The following is a 17,403-nucleotide window of genomic DNA, read 5'->3' on the forward strand; positions in this document are numbered from 1 at the left end:
CCGCTAATTTTAACCATGCACTAAAATGCTCACAGCCTTTTTATTTAGGGTTTTATTTAGTAAATTGTTCTCTGAAAACCGGTAACTAATTTAAAAAAATACTGCTCACAGCAATTCGAGAGCTCGCGAATATCGATAGAAAAGGAAACCATGAACGAAAAAATTTTAATAAAAAACGCAACGATTGTCAATGAAGGGAAATCCTTTACTGCAGACGTACTTTTAGCGGACGGACGCATTGCGAAAATAGGAACTATTGCCACTGAATCAAATTACAAAGTAATTGATGGTAAAGGCAAACATCTATTCCCAGGGATTATTGACGGACAAGTGCATTTTAGAGATCCAGGACTTACACACAAAGGAGATCTATATACCGAAAGTAAAGCTGCTATTGCAGGAGGTACTACTTCTTTCATTGACATGCCGAATACCGTCCCCAATATACTAACTGTTGAGAGCCTGAAAGAAAAGTATGAAATTGCTTCCAAAAAATCTTTAGCCAACTATTCGTTTTTTCTTGGTGTGAATGGAGACAATATTGACGCAGTTATCGCCATGGATACAAGCAAATTTATTGGAGTTTCCGACGACGGATTGTACTTTACCAAAAAAGGAAACTTGCTAGCTGACAGTCCAGAAAAAATGGAAAAACTATTTTCAAACTGTAAATCTATTATTGCTATTCATTCTGAAAAAGAGGAGATCGTTGAAAAAAACGAGGAAGCCTTTAGAGAAAAATATGGCGATGCGATTCCCGCAAAGTTCCATCCAATGATTAGAAGTACTGAAGGCTGTTATCAGGCCACGAAGCGTGCAATTGAAATTGCCAAAAAACACGACGCTCGACTGCATATTTTGCATTTAACAACAGCTGCCGAAACACACTTATTCCGAAATGATATTCCACTGCAAGAAAAAAAAATAACTACGGAAGTATCAGTACATCACCTGTGGTTCTCAGACAAAGACTATGAACGATTAGGCATGCGAATTAAATGGAATCCTGCCATAAAAACAGAACAAGACAAAGCGGGCTTATTAAAGGCCTTACTTGACGACAGAATAGATCTGATCACTACAGACCACGCACCGCACACTTTAGAGGAAAAGGAACAACCCTACTTTCAATCAATGTCAGGAGCTCCCATGGTGCAACATTCACTCAATTGCATGTTAGAGTTTTACAAACAGGGTCTTATCTCACTAGAAAAAATAATTGAAAAAATGTGTCACAATCCTGCCATTCTCTACGGAATGGTCAGTAGAGGATTCATCAGAGAAGGATACTACGCAGATTTAACTTTGGTGGACTTGAACAGTACATGGACTGTAACCAAAGAGAATCTTTTATACAAATGTGGTTGGTCTCCCTTGGAAGGAACACTTTTTCAAACAGAAATAAAACAAACCTTCGTAAACGGGAATTTAGTCTTCGACGCTGGCCACTGGAATGAAGAGAAAAAAGGACTGGCCATCGATTTTAATTCAGAAGACACCATACATTAGCGCGTTATGTTTAAAGGTAGAAACTTAGTAATTGCTACAAAACACGAAAAAGAAAAGGTGATTGCACCTATTTTAGAGCAGGAGTTAGGCGTTGTTTGTTTTGTGAAAAAAGGTTTTGATACAGATATTCTTGGAACTTTTACAGGAGAAATTGAAAGAGAGCTAGACCCAATAGCCGCCGTAAGAAAAAAATGTTTAATGGCAATGGAAGCGAGTAACTGTGATTTAGGAATCGCAAGCGAAGGATCTTTTGGTCCCCATCCCTCCCTCTTTTTTGCAAGCGCTGACGATGAATTTTTAATCTTTATTGATGCAAAAAATAACTTGGAGATTATTGTAAGAGAACTCAGCACAGCAACTAATTTTAACGGAGGTGACATTCTAAACGAGCAAGAACTTTTAAACTTTGCCGACGCTATAAAATTCCCTTCGCACGGAATAATACTGCGTCCATCAAAAACAAATAATCAACATATTATTAAGGGTATTGCAAGCTTAGAAGAATTAAAAAAAGCATTCAATGTAATGCTTAAGAAATTCAACATGGTATATGTAGAAACGGATATGAGAGCCATGTTCAACCCGAGCAGAATGGCCGTAATCAAAAATGCGACTAAAAAGTTAGCCACTAAAATAAACACACACTGCCCACAATGCAATATTCCTGGTTTTGGAGTTACCGGTGCAAAAAAGGGTTTGGAATGTAGTTTGTGTGGTGCCCCCACAAATTCCACCTTGTGTTATATATATAGTTGTCAAAAATGCCATTTCGAAAAAGAAGAATTATATCCACATAAAAAAATATTTGAAGAACCCATGTATTGTGATTTTTGTAACCCTTAATTAATGTACTCAAGTACAAACTGATATTTACTTGAAAAACCACTTTTCAAATTATGATGCACTGGAAAAAGCATGCATCCATTGTCTATTCGGTTTTTGTATTTTACAGTATTCTTATAAATCGAACTCCGAAACAACAGGAAAAACAAGCATCCTAAAAAAGTGCTCATAAACGTGAGCATGTCCTATAAAAAACATGAAAGAGATTGATAAAATAGCATTTATTGAAATCAAAGAAGGGAAAATCTTAAGCACAAAATCCAAAGGAAAAAATAAATATTATATCCCTGGAGGAAAACGTGAACTTGGAGAAAGTGACGAACGAACGCTAATCCGGGAAATATCTGAAGAGCTGAGCGTAGACATAGTGCCTAACACTGCAACATATGTTGGAACTTTTTCTGCTCAATCTGACGGATCAACAGAAGGAATACATGTACTTATGACCTGCTACAGAGCGAAATATTCTGGCAATTTAAAAGCAAATAATGAAATTGAAGAGATAAGATGGTTAGATTATAACGACCTTGAAATTATTTCTGAAGTGGACAAAAAAATATTCTCATTCTTGAAACAAAAAGGAGAACTAAAATAAAAACGAAACTTGATTAAACCAATTGTAAACTACTTTCGAAACTCCTCTTGAGCAATTAACATTCTTTAATTGGTATTCCTCTGCAGTAAAAAAGACACCGCTCTTTTAAGTACAGCAAAAGAAGCAGATGTACTACTAAAATTAATTATTCGTTTTTGAGTAATTTAAACCCCACTCCTTTCCGCACCCGCATTCGTGTTCTCAAGAATAAGTGCAGCATTTAAAATAGCTGACTTTTGCTAAAAAAAATAAGTTCTAAAATTAGAGATGTGAAAGAAACAAAACATTTAACAGCAACTAATACATCCTAATCTTTTAACCCTATTGGTGAAATTATAAACAGTAAAGGTGCATTCGTATTTCATTTTTAAATTCAAAACTTGATTATACTATCTAAAAAATGGCGGTAGATAAGAAACCATATCTTTGTGCACTTATCTAAAAAAAATCATGTTCAAGAGCGTATCACAAAATAATTAGTTTACAAAAAAGAAAGAGTAGCGCTGATAAAGTTTCTAAAATTAGAGATAGCTTGAAAAGCCAAAAGAATTAGTGATCTCGCTTTCATAAAAGGATGCATACCAAAACAACAAACTATAAAAAATGCAAATAACAAAACTTAGTGCAGAAAGTATTTTACCCCTTACCTGTTCCCGCTCTGGAACCTGCTGTTTTGGTAAAGCGGTGCTGCTAAATCCCTGGGAACTCATGCGATTGGGTCGAGAAAAAAAAATAACGGCAAAAGTCTTTCGTGATCTTTACTGCGAATTTGGAGGCATACAATTGCGTTTTGACGGAGCAGCAGATAAAAAAGGGCAAAAAGCGTGCAGTCAATACGACGAAAGTAGCGGCTGCAGCGTGCACCTCGGGCGCCCATCAGCTTGTCGCTTGTACCCCTTAGGGAGGCAAATCCAATTTGAAAAAGCAACGTATATGTTCGAAGGGGAAATATTTCCTTGCCTAACTGATTGTGCTGAAGTTTTAGAACTGCCCAAGCTCAGTGTTGGTGATTATCTTAAAGGCCAAGCTGCTGCGCCCTTCGAAAAGTCACAAGACCACTATTTAACTGTCATGCAAAACATCGCTGACATCGCTTTTGAACTTCTTTTAGATTCCGGATTAGCTGCTTCAGGAGACACAAAAACAATAGGCCTGTGGCGCATATTAGGCATCGAATCTCCCGAAATGTTAGCAGTCAGAATCGGACAAGAATGGATGGACTGCCTGATGATACCAAAAATTAACAATACCTTTGAAAATCCAGAAGTTTTTATTCAAAAACACAACGATCTGTTATTGATCAAAGCAAAAGAACAATTTGAGAATATACAAACGCTACAAGAGCTTCATGAAGCCGCTGTTTTAATGTTTGCCATTGCGTTGCACTTGTCGAGAGGATTGGGAGCAGATACCAGAGGAATTTCAGAACATTGGATCGCGACAGCAATACAACATGGCGCTAAAGAATTAGAAGAATGAAGCTGTTGTGAACGACTTAAAACAAAACACAAAGAGTCACTCATTTTTAAAAAAACGTCAAAACAAAAATGAAAAAATAATGCTTGAAATCAAAAGAATAGATTCAAAGAATTACGAATTTAAATACCTAGTAATAGGCTTAAATTTAATTCTCGTAAAAAAAATGGGATTGGGCATTTACCGGCTAAATGCATTGCTATTTTAAATTAAGATATGCTGTTTTCGTTTTTAAAGATGTTAAACCAATCGAATCCAGTGCGATAAAGACATGCAGGTCTGCAGCAACGGAAATCAAACACCTGTATATTTCCTCAGAAATAAGAAGTCAACGGATTGAAGAAAAAATACTCTTTGCATTAGAAAATTAATCTCAAACCTTAGGGAAAGATTCCAGTTTGCTTTTTATGAGGTCAAAGCGTCTAGAAGCAAGCGAACAATATGAAAGGAATAGAGAATAGTCGATTCCGCAATATGAATAATAAAAAGACCTTCCAAATAGTTTTTATTTGCCACAAAAAAAGGAGACCCTTAGATTGTTTTTAAAGTTCCTAAGATAAGTATACGTCGCGCATTTAAATACAGATCTTAAATACCAAACACAGCTAGCCGCAAGGAATGCACGAAAGCGGAACAAATCCAACGAGAATACTTTAAAAAAATCTAATTATTGTACCTTTGAACTCCCTATAAAAGTAAACTTATGCAAGATACCACGATACTAAAATATATTAAAGAGATTCTCAAAAGCATGCCAATAGATTGGTTGAATCTTACAACGCACCGCTTAGATATTTATGATGAGAAGCTGGCAAAAACTGAGTTTTTAGATCAGTTTGAAGTTTTATTTCAGCAGCAAAATTCTAACGTTACAGCATTAAATGAGTTGCCAACTGCATACGACTATATCCGTTTAGGACATCCCTTATCCTGCGTCTTAGAGTGGTCAATCGGCAAATTAAACAGCACAAAATCGGAAAACGTTATTAGTTTTTCTTCGAAAACAATGCCTGTTTTAGCTATTTTAAGAAAGAATCTATTAGAAAATAAAAACACTCAAATCATATACAGTGGAGAACTTCCAACATTTTTTGATGTTGAAGTACTCAAAAAAGTATATGGCTATCAATTTGAATTAAAGCACATTAAAAGCAACACTGAAATTACTCCATTTGAAGGCAGTAGTATTTTCATTTCTCAACAAGATAAAATAGGTGTTTTTGACCCAAGCTTACCCGTTGATTTTTTTGTGAATATGCACACCAACTTAGGAAGTATATTGCTCATAAATGGCGCTGGAAATGAGCACTATATTAAAGACATACAGCATGTAAGAAGAAGGGAATCTATTGCCATGACTCCTGCAAATGCATGCATTGCATTGCAAGCAATAATCGCCTCTACCCCATTGGAGATTCAACCGCTGAACACCGTTATAAAAGAGAGTGTTCTCAATTCGATTACAAATATTACGGGAGTAGAAACGACTCCTTTAGTGGGTTCTAGCGGACTGTCTATTCAGTACGCAATTATGATGGGACTTATAGACGATGCACTGGAAAAACATCCTGGTAAAAGCATCAAAATTATTGTTCCTCCCAACTGTTACGGCGGGACCAATGACCAAGCAAGAAGGGTCGCTGCTGCTACTAAGAATGTAGAAATAGTAGATTTACCTGTGGATGGTGCAGATGATATGGTAAAAAGTGTCGACATTGTTTTAGATAAAATTGCAAATGAGGATGGCGTGCCTTATATCATTGCTGAAATTCCAACAAATCCGAGAGTAGAAGTCCCAGAGCTGCTCGCATTAAAGGCTGTATTAAATAAAGTACGGAACACCGCGTCTGGTGAAACGGCTATAGATCCTGTTTTTATTTTAGACCAAACTTTTTGTCCGAATGTCCTCTTTTTAGGAACTGGTCAAATACTTGAGACCATTCGCGCTATTTCATATGCGAGTGGATCTAAATTTCCAAGTGGAGGAAAATGTACTGCCGGATACTGCGTAGGAAACGAAAAAGCAGAAACATTGATGGAGAAGATAGCTACACATCTCAAACTTTGTGATAATGAAGGGACGATACTTCAAATGCAAATATTGGCCGAACAATTGCCTTCAATGAATCAAAGAATAACAGCTGCGTATGAAAATACGCGTGAATTTGTAAACTTCATTCACGAAGCTTTGCCTACTGCTAAAATTAATTTTGTTTCGACAGCTTTGGCCGCTGCAGGATTTACACCGTCTGTATTTTCGTTAGATCTTCCTACAAAAGGAACTACAGAAGTTGAAAAAGAAGCACACAAGAGAGTGCTAAATTATAAACTCATCAACTTAATGATTCAAGAAATTCCAGATGAAAGTAAGTTTTGTGTGAGTTATGGTCAAATTAAAGGTTGTTATTGGACCATTCCGGCAACTTCAACCCAAGGAACTACCAAGGAAGGCGACAAAGATTATATTGTTCGTGCTTCACTTTCTCCAAACTTAGATCTTAATCTTCATAAAAAAGTGTTCTTAAAATTTATGAAAAATCTCTAATTTAATTACAAATAAGCTGGTAAAAAAACGTTTAATATATATTCCGAATTACCAAAATATTTTAAAGTGTTGTTGTGTGAAAAAATAATTTAAAAGTTTTAGGATAATTTGTCATAAAGATTAATTTCAATATGTAATTCGTAACATATTAGTAAATCACAAGAGGGAAGCCAATCAGAAAAAAAGAACTTACTAGTCTATTTTATTATATTTTTGAATTGATAATTAATCAAAAAAATTATTGTTTATTACCCAATAATACTATGGTATATAAATACTTAACGCTTATAAGTTTTAATTTAAAAGTAAAAATTATCCTAACTATTTTATTTGTTTACTGTTTTACACACACACAGAAGCTAAGAGCGTTCGCCAGTATTTCGTAAAAAAAGCAAGAAACTAAAACTTAATAAAAAAATAATACAGCAATTCTTAAGATAGATCGGCAGCAATATTGGTTCACAACACAGCAATAAAATAGCATGAAAAAAGCAGTATTTTTCGACATGAACGAAACCTTATTAGACCTAAGTTTACTTAAGGAACATTTTAAGAAACACTTTGACGATCCGTATATTCTAAAATATTGGTTCACAAAATTATTGCACAGCTCGACGATCATGGGAATTATGGGCGTGTATAAAAATTTTGGAGAATTGGCCGCTGTTGCTTTAGAAAATTTGTTTTTCGAAAATAACAAATCTTTAAGCGGTGCTGTAAAAGCTGAAATACTTGGCGCATTTAGAAAATTACCCGCTTATGAGGATGTAAGACCGGCTCTTACAGTTTTAAAAGAGCATCACATTCTCGTTATTGCTGTTTCGAACTCGTCTTTAGAAATGATGAAAGAACAACTGACAAATGCAGGAATTATAGACCTTTTTGATTCTTATTACTCTGCAGACAACGTTGAGAATTACAAGCCTTTTGAAGATATTTATCGTGCAACAGCGCAACGAGAAGAATTACAACTTGAAAACATAGTCATGGTTGCAACCCATGATTGGGATTTATTTGGAGCAAAAAAAATTGGACTTACTACTGCTTACATCAAACGGAAGCGAGAAATATACAATCCTTATTACTTGCAGCCAGATTTTAATGCGTCCAATTTACGCGATTTAATTCAGCAAATAATTCAGGTCAAGTATTGAAAAGTAAAAGATTAATTTTGATACAACCCTATTTTACAAAACCGATCAAGTATCGCTAGTACCCTTTTAGAAATGCAGAATAACAAGCACTTGAATCATTGCGAATTTGAATTTTGTGCTGTTTCTAGATTTGATAAAATAAACAAGGTTGTCGCTGCTGCAGCTGCACTCAAATACGAATTTAAAAGAAGAAAAAAATGCCCATAGAAAACATACCTGAAATTTATTTTCAAAATAATAAGAGTTCTCAAGACATCTTTGTTTATGATTTTAAGATGTCGAACGATGTGGTAAAAAGTAAAGTAAATTTAAGTATGAATATGTTTAGCTTTCTACAAGTTGGTAAAAAGCAAGTACATTTTGCTGGCGCATCGGTTGCCGTAAATAAAGCACAATCCTTATTACTTAAGAAGGGAAATTGGCTTTGGACTGAATTATTAGGTACTGAAACCGTTTATTACTGCAAACTTTTCTTCTTTTCTGAAAAAAAACTGACTGACTTTTTAAGTAAATATACAAACGACGTAAAGCCGTATAAAGAAGATGTGCCTTATTTTGTGATTGAAAATGACGATTATATTGCTACTTTTATTAACTCTTTGTCGTCTCACACTTTTACAAATCACAGTTATAGTGACGCTTTGTTAGTTTTAAAATTTGAAGAAATTATGCTGTATTTATTAAACAAATACGGTGCTACTTTTGAATACTACTTGCACTCGTTAATCTCAAAAAAGATTTCGCCATTTAAAAACATCGTAGAAAGCAATGTCAACTCCAACCTAAAACTAGAAGAAATTGCTTTTCTCTGTAACATGAGTCTCTCTACTTTTAAACGTCATTTTACTGCTGAATATAAGGAACCTCCAGGAAAATGGCTTCAAGACAAGCGCCTTCGAAAAGCAAAAGAACTGCTGCAAGTAGGTGCTCTAAAAGCATCGGATATTTACTTCGATATTGGGTATAACAACCTGTCTAACTTCAGTATAGCCTTCAAAAAGAAGTTCGGAATTAGTCCATCAGACATTTAAAATTAACAAAATTAAATGTAAATTATTGATTCAAAGTGATTTAAAATATGCGTATTATTTTTTTTATGTAATAAAAAACAATACTGAACTTTTTTCATAAGTTATTGACCTGTATCAATAACGCCACAAGTAAGCACACTCCATACATTTGCCTTGTAATTAAAACACGCTTGTTTTTGCAAGCATTATTTAATAATTTAAAATTATAATTATGGCAAATGTATTAAAACCAAAATTCAAAGAAAGGTACGAGAACTTTATAGGAGGTAAATTCGTAGCGCCTGTAAAAGGTCAGTATTTCGATAATGTGTCTCCTGTAGATGGTAAAGTATTTACCCAAGCGGCACGTTCTACGCAAGAAGATATCGATCTTGCTTTAGATGCAGCGCATGAAGCGTTTCCTTCTTGGAGTGTAACTTCTGCAACCGAACGAAGTAATATGTTATTAAAAATTGCACAAGTAATGGAGGACAACCTTGAATACTTAGCAACTTTAGAGACCATCGATAATGGGAAACCAATTCGTGAAGCACGTGCAGCAGACATCCCGTATTGTGTTGATCACTTTCGGTATTTCGCAGGTGTTATCCGTGCAGACGAAGGAAGCATCTCTGAGCACGACAAAGACACATTAAGTATTGTATTAAACGAACCTATTGGTGTTGTTGGTGAAATCATCCCTTGGAACTTCCCTATGTTAATGTTGGCTTGGAAAATTGCTCCGGCTTTAGCAGCAGGTTGTACAGCAGTTGTAAAACCAGCAGAGCAAACTCCTACGAGTGTTATTGCGTTAATGGAGCTCATTGGAGATATTTTACCTGCTGGTGTACTTAACATCGTAACTGGTTTTGGCGCAGAAGCTGGACAAGCTTTAGCAACATCTAAACGTATTGCAAAACTTTCATTTACGGGTTCTACGGAAACAGGGCGTAAAGTGTACCACAATGCAGCAGACAATATCATACCGGTAACTATGGAACTAGGAGGGAAATCTCCTAATGTTTTCTTTCCATCGGTAGCAGCGCAAGACGACGAATTCTTTAGCAAATGTATTGAAGGCGCATTGATGTTTGCACTGAACCAAGGAGAAATCTGTACAACACCGTCTCGTATCCTAGTGCATGAGGACATTGCTGATCTTTTTATCGAAAGAATGCAAGAACGCTTAAAGTTAGTGAAAGCGGGCAATCCTTTGGATCCAGAAACAATGATTGGTTCTCAAGTTTCTAAAGCACAATGTGAAAAGATTCTTGACTACATCAATATTGGTAAAGAGGAAGGCGCTATTGTACTGGCTGGTGGAGAAGCAGGCAAACAAGAAGGCGATCTTGCTGGCGGATACTATGTGCAACCAACAGTATTAAAAGGAACAAATGACATGCGTGTGTTTCAAGAAGAAATTTTTGGGCCAGTTGTAGCATTGACTACTTTTAGTTCTACAGAAGAAGCAATAGCTATCGCTAACGATACACCATACGGCTTAGGAGCTGGTGTTTGGTCTCGCGATGCGCACGAATTATTTCAAGTACCACGTGCTATTAAAGCGGGTAGAGTTTGGGTAAACCAATACAACACATATCCTGCTCACGCTCCTTTTGGAGGTGTGAAAGCATCGGGATTTGGTCGTGAAAACCATAAAATGGCTTTGGATCATTACCGTGTTGTAAAAAACATGTTGGTCTCTTATGACAAGAAACCTCTTGGATTCTTTTAATTAAAAGGCATTCATTTTCAAGCAAAACCCCAGGTAACTCTGGGGTTTTATTGGTTCGCTCCTTTCCTGAAAGACGCACCAGAATTCTGCTTTTTAATATTTAAAAAAATATTAATTCGGCACGTGTGTATAAAATTGAGAAATATTTTAGGATACGCACAACGCATCCCTGCTGTTAAAACGATCCTTAAAGCAACGCAGTCTGTAAAATTAAAAACTTCTTAAAATAGATTGTATCACATAAAATATTGTATCGCCGTTGCTAATGCAAATCCAAAAAGAATAAAAATTGGCCTGTTAACAGCATGTGAAATGAATTGCCGGCAACGCACTTGTCTACAAAAGTATAAACAGACTTTCTTGGCTCGGGATGTATTCATTAATCACTTGCTTAACGCAACTTAATAGAAACAAACACCGATCCGCAATAATTTATAAACGTGGAAACAGGGCAAATGCGATAAATTTAATTTTACCGAGATCAGAAGCACTATTAGATAAAAGCAAATTTTGGCTTTTTTGAAGACGTTTGGGTTTTTGATACATACACGTTGTAAACAAAATAAGAAAATTGCTTTCTAACAGGAGCAAAATCGATTGCTTACACTAGTAAGGCTATTTCAACGGTTTAGATATTTTGTCTATGATGGCATTTTCAAATTTGAATTAATTATCTTAGTAACTCATATTAAAACATTCTCATGAATTTAGTAATGTTTGCAGTCGGAACCGTAATCTCAATCACCTATATCATCGGTCTTGTGTGGAATATAGGATATCGGGTGAAGGAAAGTAAAGAAGAAAAATATGGTTATTATTCCAGACACAGCCAACCAGAGCAGGATGAGTTATAATAAGCACAGCAAAAAAACTACACATCTCTGAAAAGGCCTATTTTAGCTTTCCAAAACCACAAAAGTATACAATGCGATAAGAGCATTCGCAGGGTATTCTAGGGATACTTGTGCAACAGACAGAAAAGCCTACATTGCTGGAAGTATCTACAAACGAATCAAAGCATATCGCAGCATACCTATTTTTTTCGGAGTTTGAAATACACTGCCATATACTACGTGTTTAATTTTTAAGGACCACTTTCAAAACGAAATTATAAAAAATTGACTGCCCTAAAACGCCCCGTCTAATTTGCTAAGAAAAATCTTTCATCCTATTTTTTGCCGCAGCTAAATTTTAAATACGAACTCTAAAATAATTATTAGAAAATATTTCACCAATCTAATAGAAGAGTCAATGTTAAAGACACAATCCCAAACAATCTTAAATCTTTCTCCCAATCTAAAAATTTAAATTGAATCCTAGCGTCTGAAAAAAGTATATAGTAGTTACTAAGAACACAGAGCTTCGAAAAATAGAAATGTGTTGTAAACTTCTTTTTCATCTAAAGAGTAAAAAAGAGTAAGACAGGCAAAAATAAAAACAATAGCTTTTCAAAAAATAATAAAACGCTGTCGTTTTATAAAGTAAGAAAATGGGCGCACAGATTCAAATAATACCCAATATACTGCGATGATTTATGTGCAGTTATTCAAAGCATGGCTCTATGCACGTTCAGACGGATTTCCTTGTTTTGTTGTATTTAGCAAACTACCGTCTTTATCCACGCAACACACGTATACAAATACGTTGCTTTCCCCCCAACCCTCACTAAAAAGAGGAAAGCAACCCAACACTTTAATGCAAGCATAATACTGCACCCTATTTTCAGGGATCCGCAAATTATACTGAATTCAGGGGTTGACAGGCGGTAGAATAAAAACTATATTTTAAACAGTTTAAGAAAAGAACCTAAAGTTGGCTTTGAGCACCACTGCTGGGAATAATCGTAGGTTGTATTTTCGCTGTTGTATGTCTAGTAGGAGCCAGTTATGCTGTCGCAGATACTTGTTAATTAAAAATTAAAAAAATGATAAAACATTCAAAGAAAACAGTGTTCTATTTTTTACTTTTTACTTCCATTATGACTGGAATCTCTTTAGCAGATGTTAAATGGAGTATTGTAAAAGCAACAGAAAATGGCTTTAAGGAAATATTATTACCCTTAATTTTTTGCTTGCTAACTATCAACTTTTTAGTTTCTTATGTAGACAAAATTAAGAAAGAAAATAGGAAGAGTTAATTTGATAGAGTGCCTATAAACAGAACTTGGCATAACACCACATATAAAAGAACAGCAGTGAAATGCAAGCTAAAAGCGTTTGCTTAACTGCTGTTTTGATTTACAATCTGAAAATAAAAGGGTTTTTTAATCCGCTATGTTATACGGATAATACCAGTACTCCCCTAAAAGCCCCTTCTAAAAAAAGAACGCATAACTAAAATAAAACGGCAGTACTATACCCATTTAGAGGGATAATAGAATTATACTGTTTTCAGGGATTGACACGCATTAAATAATACGCTATGTTTATAAAGCATAAAAAAAGAAACCTAAAGTTCGTTTTCGGACCCATATTCTAAAAAGGGCAACTGCTGTCGGTGAGTACTATTTTATACAACATGAAGAATCAATAAAATGGTAAAAAACGGATAAACATCAAACAGCAAGAATGCTAAGATTGAAACTGACAAAAGAAAAAAGTAGATTAAATAACCAAAATCAAAAAAGTATAATTTTTTTAATAGCGAGAGAGTCTAAAAAAAGCGAAAAGATTTTTTCATAAATTTAATAAGTTATGAACGTATTTAAAATTTTAAGAAACAAAAGAATCATTATTTTATTTAGTTTAAGTTTTTTGTTTTTCTCCTGTTCTCAATATGAGTTAAATAATAAAAGAGTTTTTGACTATGCAATGTATCAAGCATATAAAGACAATCCAGTGGATATGCAAAAAGTGGAAATATTAAAATCTAAATTAAAAAAAGGCTTTTCAAAATCTGAAATAAATGAACAAATTTTAAACTTAGTGAATGACCAGTATCACACAAATTTAAAAATCCCTAAAAAAGTTCTCTATATTTCAGATATAAACATAGATGAAATGAAATCTTTTAGCCTCTCAGAAAGCTTGATAAGTAAAGAAGAAATTAAATTAATAGATGAATTATCTTTAAATATTGGTTACAAAGGTCTAGACAGTGCATTAAAAATTTTAGAAGATAAAGTAATCGCTTCCAATTTGGATATAGCCTCTTTTAAAAAATATAATAATTTAGCGATTAGCCTTAAAGTTGTGAACATAGAAAACCCTCAACTTTTTAACAACAACAATCAACAATTTAAATTAAATAAAAAAGGAACAAACTTGTCTAAAATTGGAATTTTAGCTTGTATTGTTGCTATCATCGTGTGGATTGCAGCAGTAATAAGTTTTGTCCCAGCCTGTGCAACTTGGGTTCTTTGTGGGTTCGCAGGCTTCGCACTAATAGCAGCAACAGTTGAGGTTATATTAGAATGTGTCCCAAATACCCCAGAGCAATAAAGTATTAATAAAAATAAAGAATTATGAAACTTTCGAAAAAATTGCACAAATTTTCTATAATAACAATTCTTTTTTTAATTTTTTTCCTCTCAGTTGCAGTACTTTATAATTACAACAACTCAAATGAATTTTATAAAAATATAAAAACTTTTTTCTTATCTATATTTATTGTGAGTTTACTCATAATTAGTTTTTTGAAAAATCATCAAAGTTCTTTTTTAAATAGACCCTTAACCACATTCTGCTTATGCCTGTTTACATTTTCTTTTTTAGCCTTACTTATTAATAAATTAATTTTAACCGGATTTAAAAATGAAATTATTTTATACGATCAAATTTCATCAATTGTTTTTGGTTTTTTTTCTTTTATATTCATCATTTATCAACACTACTACAATATGAAAAAAGAAAAAAATATAACGAAACCAGATCTCTAAAAACAGCAGTGAAATGCCAGCTAAAAGCCCGTTCTGGACTGCTATTTTTGTTTACAATGCGAAAGTAAAAGGATTTTTAATCGGCTATTTTATGCGAATAATACCGGTACACTCCAAAAATCCCCTTCTAAAAAAAACACGCCACTTTAAAGTAACTGCAAAGGTATACCCTATTTACAGGGATACCTAAATCATACCATTTTCGGGGATTGATACGAATGCTATTTTAATGTAGTTTTGTTTCAGAAGTTACTATTGAAAAAGTTTGCTTTTAAATCCTTATCCGATAGATAAAAGGAGCCGTTCGTTTTGTACAACTTTGAAAGCTAGAAGTCTTTTTTTTCAATAATTTGACGCTGAAAAGAAAAACACAAAAACGTATAAAGTTCCGCCTATCCCCCCAATATAGAAACTAATACGGATAAAAGGTAAGACTATAAACAAGTTGGCAACAAGCAGGAAAACAAAAAATGAGGAAAATTGAGAAAATAGAAAATCACCTAAAGGAATCTAATAATTCCCAACATATAATCAATGGAATTAAAGCCATTTTAGCAAATTTTCCTGTTGGAAGTGGAATTGCCTCATTAATGTCTGATTACATTCCTTCTCAACGCGAATTGAGACTTATGGAGTTTACAGAAAATATAGCAAGAGATTTATCTGAATTAGAAAATGAAATAAATAAAAACTATCTGAAGTCAGATGAATACGCTTTTATTTTTGAAAAATGCTTTAAAGGGGCTGTAGAAAATTATCAAAAGGAAAAAATAATTGCTTTCAGAGCCATATTAATTAACTCATTAATAGAGTTTAAAATTACTCAAACGGAAAAAGAATATTATTTGAATCTCGTTGACAATCTTTCGTTATTGCACATCAAAATATTGAGTTTTTTAGCTTTTCCAAAAAAGTATCTTGAAATAAATGGACTTGATGAATCCATTATATCTGGTAGTTTTAGTTCTTTTTTTCCAAAAGTAATTCCCGAAGCAAATATTGAAATTATTAAACTTGCTTTCAAAGACTTACACAATTATGGATTTACGAATACAGATAGCGGAATATTCAGCACACTGACGTCAAGCAGCGGATGGAATTTATTAGGAGATAACGTTTCAAAAAATGGACGAAATTTTATCGAGTTCATTTCATTGAATGAATAAACAGCCAGCTGCCAACACCGTGTAAATTTAATTGCTTACTTCTAGCCTACTTACGAAAGTCCTCACGGACTTTCTATCTGTGAATTATTTATTAACTTCACTCCTTAACGCCGCAACTAAACTTATACAAACACGTTGTGCTTAATGTAAAAAAAAACCCGCATATCATTATAATTTATGAATACAGAAGAAATTTTATCATTACCTACTTTAGATAGACTAAAATATATAAACTCTGTAAATGATACGTTTGGATTTTTAAAAAAATTGAAAAGTGAAAAAAGTGAACTTCCAAGCGAATTAGAAAGTCTATTTAAAAGATTAGAAAAATTAAATATTTTTAATGAATCTAAACTAAGTTGGTGTGAAAAATATCCTGATTTCGGAGAAATTTTCCGAATAATGGATTTATACTTAAAATCTGAAATTTTAGTTGAATTTGGGGAAAAATCGCTTCCTGAATCATTATTAAATCAAGCTTTAGAAGTTTTTAAAAAAACAATTTCATTTAAAACTTCAAGTACATACAAGAAACTAACCAAAGGTCTTACTAATTCAAGATATAGGTATTATAACTACTGCATATCAAAAGAAATAGCAAGCAGTTTCCAAGACGAATTTTTAGATTGGGGAATTGAAATTAGCAATTTATGGAATGAAATATATTATACAAAAGAGGATTTTTTTAATGACACTGGCTATGACCGAACAAGTTGGGAAACATACATCAAATACCCTAATATGCTTGAACGGAAAAAAGATGAACTTAAAAAACAGTCAGAAAAAGCTTTTGCATTAATGGCAAGTGGTTTAGAATTAATTGAAAAGCACAACACGATTATTACAGAAGAATACAAAAATAACGCTGTTGAAATGTCATTGTACGAACGTGAATTGGAAATTTCCCTAATGGTAGAGTTAGAAAATGGAAATGACAAACAGTATTGTTATGTCTATACTTTAGAATGTGAATTATTTGTCTTTTATGTTGGCATTGCATCTAACCCTAAAGAAAGGTTTGAACAACACATAAGAGGTGCTTTTAGCAATGAATCTCATCTCTTTAAGTCAAAGTTTATACAAAAGTATAATAACGAACTAAAACAAAATATAGTTTACGAAGGAATTAGAAAAAACTGCAAATTATTTGAAAAAGAATATATTGCTATACACAACCCACTTGGAAATATGACACAAGGAGGAGAAGGATAATTAAACAAGTTAGAGAAAACACTAAACACAACACCGTATAAAATTAATTGCTGGCTTTTAGCGTATTTACGAAAGTCCAAACGGACTTTCGTAGTTCTTGTTTTATTTAGTAAATTAGTTCTTTAAACCACGCACCAAACCATATACAAACACGTTATGCATAATCAAAAAAGTCACCCCTGAATTCAAAATTATCTTCCAAAATAGATTGATTGAAATAAAAAAAGTTGGATAAATATTTTTTTTACTCCAAAATGTAAAGTATATTTGTCATTATGGAA

General features: G+C 33.6%; 13 protein-coding genes. All 13 read left to right on the forward strand.

Annotated elements, in window-relative coordinates; translation table 11 throughout:
- The first annotated feature begins 150 nt into the window (after positions 1 to 150).
- Positions 151 to 1,509, forward strand: a complete 1,359-nt coding sequence (locus tag PI23P_RS10525; RefSeq protein ID WP_004570834.1) for a dihydroorotase — start codon at positions 151 to 153, stop codon at positions 1,507 to 1,509.
- 6 nt (positions 1,510 to 1,515) lie between these two features.
- Positions 1,516 to 2,352: a DUF6671 family protein gene (locus PI23P_RS10530; protein ID WP_004570835.1), complete on the forward strand. Its 837-nt coding sequence runs from the start codon at positions 1,516 to 1,518 to the stop codon at positions 2,350 to 2,352.
- A 196-nt stretch (positions 2,353 to 2,548) separates the two neighbouring features.
- On the forward strand, positions 2,549 to 2,947 hold the full coding sequence (locus tag PI23P_RS10535) for an NUDIX hydrolase (protein ID WP_004570836.1): 399 nt from the start codon (positions 2,549 to 2,551) through the stop codon (positions 2,945 to 2,947).
- 603 nt (positions 2,948 to 3,550) lie between these two features.
- Positions 3,551 to 4,426, forward strand: coding sequence for a YkgJ family cysteine cluster protein (locus tag PI23P_RS10540; protein ID WP_004570837.1), 876 nt, complete (start codon positions 3,551 to 3,553; stop codon positions 4,424 to 4,426).
- Positions 4,427 to 5,126: 700 nt separating this feature from the next.
- Entirely contained in the window at positions 5,127 to 6,968 is a 1,842-nt protein-coding gene (locus PI23P_RS10545; RefSeq protein WP_004570838.1) for a PLP-dependent aminotransferase family protein, read from the forward strand.
- A 482-nt stretch (positions 6,969 to 7,450) separates the two neighbouring features.
- Positions 7,451 to 8,122: a haloacid dehalogenase type II gene (locus tag PI23P_RS10550; RefSeq protein WP_004570839.1), complete on the forward strand. Its 672-nt coding sequence runs from the start codon at positions 7,451 to 7,453 to the stop codon at positions 8,120 to 8,122.
- A gap of 197 nt (positions 8,123 to 8,319) precedes the next feature.
- Complete coding sequence (locus PI23P_RS10555) at positions 8,320 to 9,153, forward strand: helix-turn-helix domain-containing protein (protein WP_004570840.1); 834 nt, start codon at positions 8,320 to 8,322, stop codon at positions 9,151 to 9,153.
- A gap of 211 nt (positions 9,154 to 9,364) precedes the next feature.
- Positions 9,365 to 10,867 carry an aldehyde dehydrogenase family protein gene (locus PI23P_RS10560; protein WP_004570841.1) on the forward strand — a complete coding sequence of 501 codons (1,503 nt, stop codon included), beginning with the start codon at positions 9,365 to 9,367 and terminating at the stop codon, positions 10,865 to 10,867.
- A 701-nt stretch (positions 10,868 to 11,568) separates the two neighbouring features.
- Positions 11,569 to 11,721, forward strand: a complete 153-nt coding sequence (locus tag PI23P_RS12545; protein ID WP_004570842.1) for a hypothetical protein — start codon at positions 11,569 to 11,571, stop codon at positions 11,719 to 11,721.
- A 1,070-nt stretch (positions 11,722 to 12,791) separates the two neighbouring features.
- Positions 12,792 to 13,004: a hypothetical protein gene (locus tag PI23P_RS12550; protein ID WP_155811768.1), complete on the forward strand. Its 213-nt coding sequence runs from the start codon at positions 12,792 to 12,794 to the stop codon at positions 13,002 to 13,004.
- 715 nt (positions 13,005 to 13,719) lie between these two features.
- Positions 13,720 to 14,307 carry a hypothetical protein gene (locus PI23P_RS10565; protein WP_238300023.1) on the forward strand — a complete coding sequence of 196 codons (588 nt, stop codon included), beginning with the start codon at positions 13,720 to 13,722 and terminating at the stop codon, positions 14,305 to 14,307.
- Positions 14,308 to 15,214: 907 nt separating this feature from the next.
- On the forward strand, positions 15,215 to 15,910 hold the full coding sequence (locus tag PI23P_RS10575) for a hypothetical protein (protein WP_004570846.1): 696 nt from the start codon (positions 15,215 to 15,217) through the stop codon (positions 15,908 to 15,910).
- A 177-nt stretch (positions 15,911 to 16,087) separates the two neighbouring features.
- Positions 16,088 to 17,122 (forward strand): GIY-YIG nuclease family protein, encoded by a 1,035-nt coding sequence (locus tag PI23P_RS10580; RefSeq protein ID WP_004570847.1) that lies wholly within the window; start codon positions 16,088 to 16,090, stop codon positions 17,120 to 17,122.
- The last annotated feature ends 281 nt before the right edge of the window (positions 17,123 to 17,403 follow it).

Source organism: Polaribacter irgensii 23-P (assembly GCF_000153225.1).
GTDB classification, from domain to species: Bacteria; Bacteroidota; Bacteroidia; order Flavobacteriales; family Flavobacteriaceae; genus Polaribacter; species Polaribacter irgensii.

Excerpts from the sequence above, each read along its gene's own strand:
- PI23P_RS10540 (WP_004570837.1), top strand. The coding sequence starts at position 3,551 with ATGCAAATAACAAAACTTAGTGCAGAAAGTATTTTACCCCTTACCTGT.
- PI23P_RS10560 (WP_004570841.1), top strand. The coding sequence starts at position 9,365 with ATGGCAAATGTATTAAAACCAAAATTCAAAGAAAGGTACGAGAACTTT.
- PI23P_RS10555 (WP_004570840.1), top strand. The coding sequence starts at position 8,320 with ATGCCCATAGAAAACATACCTGAAATTTATTTTCAAAATAATAAGAGT.
- PI23P_RS12545 (WP_004570842.1), top strand. The coding sequence starts at position 11,569 with ATGAATTTAGTAATGTTTGCAGTCGGAACCGTAATCTCAATCACCTAT.
- PI23P_RS10535 (WP_004570836.1), top strand. The coding sequence starts at position 2,549 with ATGAAAGAGATTGATAAAATAGCATTTATTGAAATCAAAGAAGGGAAA.
- PI23P_RS10575 (WP_004570846.1), top strand. The coding sequence starts at position 15,215 with ATGAGGAAAATTGAGAAAATAGAAAATCACCTAAAGGAATCTAATAAT.
- PI23P_RS10580 (WP_004570847.1), top strand. The coding sequence starts at position 16,088 with ATGAATACAGAAGAAATTTTATCATTACCTACTTTAGATAGACTAAAA.
- PI23P_RS12550 (WP_155811768.1), top strand. The coding sequence starts at position 12,792 with ATGATAAAACATTCAAAGAAAACAGTGTTCTATTTTTTACTTTTTACT.
- PI23P_RS10525 (WP_004570834.1), top strand. The coding sequence starts at position 151 with ATGAACGAAAAAATTTTAATAAAAAACGCAACGATTGTCAATGAAGGG.
- PI23P_RS10550 (WP_004570839.1), top strand. The coding sequence starts at position 7,451 with ATGAAAAAAGCAGTATTTTTCGACATGAACGAAACCTTATTAGACCTA.
- PI23P_RS10530 (WP_004570835.1), top strand. The coding sequence starts at position 1,516 with ATGTTTAAAGGTAGAAACTTAGTAATTGCTACAAAACACGAAAAAGAA.
- PI23P_RS10545 (WP_004570838.1), top strand. The coding sequence starts at position 5,127 with ATGCAAGATACCACGATACTAAAATATATTAAAGAGATTCTCAAAAGC.